The sequence below is a fragment of the Streptomyces sp. NPDC040545 genome (genome assembly GCF_055595065.1).
Genome location: NZ_JBVIWA010000012.1, coordinates 110,250 through 116,403, shown reverse-complemented (window position 1 = coordinate 116,403; position 6,154 = coordinate 110,250). Strand labels below are relative to the sequence as shown.

At 72.6% G+C, this 6,154-nt stretch carries 4 protein-coding genes and 1 pseudogene; all 5 read right to left on the bottom strand.

What is annotated here, in order from left to right:
• A pseudogene (locus tag ACZ573_RS22895) lies at positions 1 to 498 on the bottom strand (ribonuclease E/G); the annotation flags it as partial.
• 235 nt (positions 499 to 733) lie between these two features.
• Positions 734 to 1,513 (bottom strand): TIGR03936 family radical SAM-associated protein, encoded by a 780-nt coding sequence (locus ACZ573_RS22890; RefSeq protein WP_301371181.1) that lies wholly within the window; start codon positions 1,511 to 1,513, stop codon positions 734 to 736.
• Positions 1,514 to 1,623: 110 nt separating this feature from the next.
• Complete coding sequence (locus tag ACZ573_RS22885; RefSeq protein ID WP_471307003.1) at positions 1,624 to 2,559, bottom strand: hypothetical protein; 936 nt, start codon at positions 2,557 to 2,559, stop codon at positions 1,624 to 1,626.
• Positions 2,560 to 2,622: 63 nt separating this feature from the next.
• Positions 2,623 to 4,548, bottom strand: coding sequence for a TIGR03960 family B12-binding radical SAM protein (locus ACZ573_RS22880; RefSeq protein ID WP_184791952.1), 1,926 nt, complete (start codon positions 4,546 to 4,548; stop codon positions 2,623 to 2,625).
• 72 nt (positions 4,549 to 4,620) lie between these two features.
• Positions 4,621 to 6,141, bottom strand: a complete 1,521-nt coding sequence (locus tag ACZ573_RS22875; protein ID WP_471307000.1) for a CYTH and CHAD domain-containing protein — start codon at positions 6,139 to 6,141, stop codon at positions 4,621 to 4,623.
• Positions 6,142 to 6,154 lie beyond the last annotated feature (13 nt).

Genomic DNA, 6,154 nt, shown 5'->3' with positions numbered 1-6,154 from the left:
GGCGGCCGGAGCCGCGACGGCGCGGGTGGCACGACGACGGGCACGCGGAGCCGGAGCGGCCGGAGCCTCCTCCTCGACCACGGGCGCGGCCTCGGCCACGGCGGCGGGAGCCTCCGGGGCGGCGACGGCACGGGTGGCACGGCGGCGGGTCCGCGGAGCGGGAGCGGCGGGCTCCTCGGCGACGGGCGCGACGGCGGCGGCCACGGGCTCGGCGGCCGGGGCCTCGACGACGACGGCCTCGGCGGCCGGGGTCGCCGGGGCGGCCACGGCGCGGGTCGCGCGGCGGCGGGGACGGGCGGGGGCGGCGGCCGGAGCGGCCTCTTCGGCGGGGGCGGCCGGGGCGGCCTCGGTCACCGGGGCCGTCTCGGCGACGGCGCCACCGGGCGGGCCCGCGGGCCGGGAAGCGGCACGGCGGCGTCGGCGCGGCGGCAGGTTGTCGCTGGGGCTGGAGCTGTCGGCGCTACCAGCAGAAGTGATGTCGTTTTCGTTGTTGAGCATTGCGGGCGGTTCTCCCGTCACGCTCCCGGGCGCCGCGGCTGACTTCCGGTCCGGCACGGCTCCGCGTAATGAGCGCGGAACCGGCCTCCGGGGCGCGTTCGCCACACGGGAGCTGTAGTCCATGGCCGCCGGTTCCGTACGTGTTGTCCGTACGGCCTGGCGGAAGTCTTCAGGTCGGTGCGCGGCCCGACCCAGGTGGCTCCCGAGTACCAGGGCTGCGCGACGACGGCGTTCCTTACGCGGCGGGACCTTCCGGCGCCTTCGCGTCGGCTGCTACGGCGGCCGTGGGTGGGGCGGCCGTGTCAGCCTCGCGGTCGGGCGCGAGCGGGTCGGTCACCGTGCCGGACTCCTCGTCGAAGAGCCCCTGCGCCAGCCTGGTCACCGCTGAGGGGACCGGCGGCGCCAGGTCGGCCACAGCTCGGAGACCGGACAGGACGTCGTCGGGTCGCACGGCAGGTGTCAGATGCCGAACAACCAGCCGCAGTATCGCACAGGCATTGTCCAGCGGCCTATCAGCCGGGGCGGGAAGCGCTTCGAGACTGACGACCGCCCCGCGCGTGTCGAAGGTTCGCATTCCGTTCTTGGTCCGGCGCTGCACCTCCACGTTCTCGGCGGCGAGGAACGCCGTCACGGCCCGCTCGGCCTCGGCGAGCTCCACGCCGTCAAGGCGCAGCTCCCACACGGAGGCGGTCAGCCGGTCCGCGAGGCCCGAGGTGCGGGCCTCGACGGCGTCGATGATGTCGAGTCCGGTGGGCATCGACTCGTCGAGCAGCTCGCGGAGCTTCTCGGGGTCGCGGGGCTCGGCGAGCGCGATCTCCAGGTACTCGGCCTCGCTGCCGGTGCCGGTCGGGGCGGCGTTCGCGTACGAGACGCGCGGGTGCGGGGTGAAGCCGGCCGAGTACGCCATCGGCACCTCGGCGCGGCGCAGGGCCCGCTCGAAGGCGCGCTGGAAGTCGCGGTGACTGGTGAACCGGAGGCGGCCGCGCTTGGTGTAGCGCAGTCGGATGCGCTGCACCACCGGTGCGGGAGGCGGGCCTTCGGGCTGTCGCTTGCCCAGTGGTTCTTCTCCTTGTGCGGGGCTCCGCGGCTCGCGCGTCGCCCTGAGGTCTGTCGACCCGCTCCGGCTCACCCCTGCCGTCGGGGCAGGGAGATCTCGTCAGCGGGTGCCGCGTGGGCGGCTGTCGTACTACCCAGAGTACGCGCCCGTGACCTCGCCGGTTCCACGGGAGGAGTACCGAACAGCGCACGGCGTACGGTGGCCCGCGCCTCGCGGACCGCGGCGCGGCCGGTCCGCCAGACCTCGCGGACGGCGTGCCCGACGGGGGAAAGAACGTGCCGGTACACCTGGGACACGGGCCACCCGATCAGCACCCAGCCGATCCGTTTGAGCCCGCGCCACAGCGCGGCGGTGATCAGCCCGGCCACGTGCCAGGCCCATACGAGGACCCGGCCGGCCGGAGCGAGCACGTACCGGTACAGACCGGCGGCCAGCCACCCGAGGCCAAGCCCGACGGGCCGCAGCAGATATCGGTACAGGGCGATGACGAGCCATACGAGGCCCAGCCAGACCGGCCGCAACAGGTACCGGAACACGGCGACGGCGAGCCATACGAGCCCGTGCCCGACGGGGGTGAGGACGTACCGGTGGACCACCGCGCCCAGCCAGGCGAGCGCCCCGCCGAGCGGACGCAGCACGCAGGCGGCCAGGAGCCGCCCGGCCGGCGCGAGCAGGTGCTCGTACGCGCCGCGGCCCAGCCACGCCAGGCCGCGCCCGACCGGGGTGAGCACGTACCGCCAGAGCCCGACCCACGGCCAGACGAAGACCAGCTTGAACAGGGTGGCCAGCAGCCACCCCAGCACTCGGAGCAACGGCCCGATGACATGGACGTACAGCGGCCCGAGGACGTGCCGGTGCGCGGCCCGGCCCCCGGCGACGAGCAGTTCCCAGACCACCCGTACGGGCAGTACGACGAGTACCGCGACGATCTTCACGGGAATCCTGATGACGGCCACCAGGCACCCGTCGCCGCCGTCGGCCGGAGGCCGTTGGTCCTTTTCCATGCAGGGAAGGACACGGCAGAGGCCCCCGCCCGTTGCGGGCGGGGGCCTCTCGTGACCCAAGGGTTACTTCACGACGGACAGCGGCAGGAGCTTCTTGCCCGTCGGACCGATCTGGATCTCGGTCTGCATCTGAGGACAGACGCCACAGTCGAAGCACGGGGTCCAGCGGCAGTCGTCGACCTCGGTCTCGTCGAGGGCGTCCTGCCAGTCCTCCCAGAGCCAGTCCTTGTCGAGACCGGAGTCCAGGTGGTCCCAGGGCAGGACCTCCTCGTAGGTGCGCTCCCGGGTCGTGTACCAGGCCACGTCCACGCCGTAGGCGGGCAGGGTCTTCTCGGCCGCCTCCATCCAGCGGTCGTAGCTGAAGTGCTCGCGCCAGCCGTCGAAGCGGCCGCCCGACTCGTACACGGCGCGGATGACGTCGCCGATGCGTCGGTCACCGCGCGAGAGGAGGCCCTCGACGATGCCCGGCTTGCCGTCGTGGTAGCGGAAGCCGATGGAGCGGCCGTACTTCTTGTCGCCGCGGATCTTGTCGCGGAGCTTGCCCAGGCGGGCGTCCGTCTCCTCGGCCGACAGCTGCGGCGCCCACTGGAACGGGGTGTGCGGCTTGGGCACGAATCCGCCGATGGACACCGTGCAGCGGATGTCGTTCTGGCCGGAGACCTCGCGCCCCTTGGCGATGACGTTGACCGCCATGTCGCCGATCTGGAGCACGTCCTCGTCGGTCTCGGTGGGCAGGCCGCACATGAAGTACAGCTTCACCTGGCGCCAGCCGTTGCCGTACGCGGTGGCGACGGTCCGGATCAGGTCCTCTTCCGAGACCATCTTGTTGATGACCTTGCGCATGCGCTCGGAGCCGCCCTCGGGGGCGAAGGTCAGGCCGGAGCGGCGGCCGTTGCGGGTCAGCTCGTTGGCCAGGTCCACGTTGAACGCGTCCACGCGGGTCGACGGCAGGGACAGGCCCACCTTGTCGTCCGTGTAGCGGTCGGCGAGGCCCTTGGCGATGTCGGCGATCTCCGTGTGGTCCGCGGAGGACAGGGAGAGGAGGCCGACCTCCTCGAAGCCGGTGGCCTTCAGGCCCTTCTCCACCATTTCGCCGATGCCGGTGATGCTTCGCTCCCGCACGGGGCGCGTGATCATGCCGGCCTGGCAGAAACGGCAGCCGCGGGTGCAGCCGCGGAAGATCTCCACGGACATGCGCTCGTGGACGGTCTCGGCGAGCGGGACCAGGGGCTGCTTGGGGTAGGGCCACTCGTCGAGGTCCATGACCGTGTGCTTGGACACGCGCCACGGCACGCCGGAGCGGTTGGGCACGACACGGCCGATGCGGCCGTCCGGCAGGTACTCGACGTCGTAGAAGCCCGGGACGTAGACGTTGCCGGTCTTCGCGAGACGCAGGAGGACCTCTTCGCGCCCGCCCGGCCGCCCCTCGGCCTTCCAGGTGCGGATGATCTCGGTCATGTCGAGGACGGCCTGCTCGCCGTCGCCGATGACCGCGCAGTCGATGAACTCCGCGATCGGCTCGGGGTTGAAGGCCGCGTGGCCGCCCGCGAGGACGATCGGGTGGTCGACGGTGCGGTTGCGGGCCTCCAGCGGGATGCCGGCGAGGTCCAGGGCCGTGAGCATGTTGGTGTAGCCCAGCTCCGTGGAGAAGGACAGGCCGAACACGTCGAAGGCGGAGACCGGGCGGTGGCTGTCCACGGTGAACTGCGGCACCTTGTGCTCGCGCATCAGTTCTTCGAGGTCGGGCCACACGCTGTAGGTGCGCTCGGCGAGGACGCCCTCGCGCTCGTTGAGCACCTCGTACAGGATCATGACGCCCTGGTTGGGCAGCCCGACTTCGTACGCGTCCGGGTACATGAGGGCCCAGCGGACGTCACAGCTCTCCCACTCCTTGACCGTGGAGTTGAGTTCACCGCCGACGTACTGGATGGGCTTCTGCACGTGCGGAAGCAGGGCCTCAAGCTGAGGGAAGACCGACTCGGTCATCACGCGACTTTCGTGAAGCGGGCAGGGGGCAGCTATCTAGCGTACCCCGAGGCTCGGCCGCCCCCACCCACATGATCATTTCAGTGGGGCCCGCAGCGCGGGGTCGGCGGCCTCCGCCCAGATGTCCGGAAGTTCGCGCTCGCGCCGCTCGGCCAGGGCCTCCTCGCGGGCGTAGAGCACGCCCCAGGTGAAGGCGGACTCCCCCGCGCCCGTCGCCTGGGCCGCGAGGCCGCGCAGGGCCTCGCGGGCCACCACGCTGTCCTGGTGGTCGCCGAGCAGGTTCTGCACCGACTTCCCGGCCTTGGCCAGGTGCTTCGCCGGCTTGCCGAGGACGGGCTCGGCCGATTCGGCCGCGTAGCGGAAGCGTTTGGCCGCCTTGCGGGCGTCGTGCAGGGCCAGGTCCCGCTCGTGGCCCGCGTCGAGCGTGAGCGCGGTGTCGACCCGGCCGGCGAGGCGCGCGTAGTCGTGGAGGACCGCCTTCGGGAGGACCGCTTCCGGGGGCCGGGCCGCGTGCTTCAGCAGCGGCGGCCCGTCCAGCAGCGCGTCGAGGGAGTCGAGCAGGGCCACGTAGCGCGCGCTGTCGAGGACGGCGAGGACCCGGCGCCGCGATCCGGAGCGGCGGGTGGTGTTCCACACACGCAGCCTGCTGCGGACCGGGCCGGTCATGAGGGTGCGGGGCAGCTCGCCGAGGTGGGTCTGGATCCGCTCCAGCAGGACCTCCTGGTCGCGGTCGACGCCGAGCTCGGCGGCGAGCCAGCGCAGCTCCTCGCCGATCGGATCGGTGGCCGCCCGGTCGATCACCTTGCGGTACGTCTTGAAGGCGCTGCGGATCCGGCGGCTCGCGACCCGCATCTGGTGGACGGAGTCCGGCAGCCCGCGCCGCACGGCGGGGTCCTGGGCGACGAGCGCGTCGCGCTGTTCGCGCAGGTACGCGAGCACGTGCGCGCCCGTCGTGCCCTCGGGGCCGCCGCTCTCGGGCCGGGCCGGGGGCTCGGCCGCGGTCTCGGCGAGGGCCCGGGCGAGCTTCGAGGGGGCGTCGGAGACCCGGAGTCCGGCCTTGCGGAAGGTCTTCTCGACGGCGTCGAGCAGTTCGGGGTCCACGCCGTCGGCGAGTTCCACCTCGACCTCGGTCCAGATGGCGGTGGCCTCGCCGCGCTCGGCCACGACGGCGTCGGTGCTCAGTTCCGCGAGCAGGGCGCCGTCGGCGTCGAGCAGATGGCTGACGCGGCGCGAGGAGAGGAGCCTGACCTGCGGCTGGAGCCCGGCGCCGCGGACGCGGGAGCGGACGAGGGCGGCGAGGGAGGGCGGGACCGTGTCGCTGAGCGCGGCCCCGATCTCGTCGCGCACTCCCGGAGAGACGGGCAGTTTGAGGTGCCAGCCCTCGTCCGCGCCGCCCGTTCTGCGCCGCAGGGTGAGACCGTCGGCGGCGAGCCGCTGGTCGGGGGTGTCGTAGTAGACGGCGTCGAGGTCTACGGTGCCCTGGTCGGAGACGGCCGCGATGGCGGCCGTGCCCGTCAGGTCCGGCACTCCGCGCCGGGCAGATTTGGCCTTGGAGAACTCGAATTTCCGCTCGATTTCGCGCTTGGTGTCCGCCATAGACCGAACTTAG

Coding starts and splice junctions, on each gene's coding strand:
- ACZ573_RS22875 (WP_471307000.1), bottom strand. CDS start 6,141: ATGGCGGACACCAAGCGCGAAATCGAGCGGAAATTCGAGTTCTCCAAG.
- ACZ573_RS22885 (WP_471307003.1), bottom strand. CDS start 2,559: ATGGAAAAGGACCAACGGCCTCCGGCCGACGGCGGCGACGGGTGCCTG.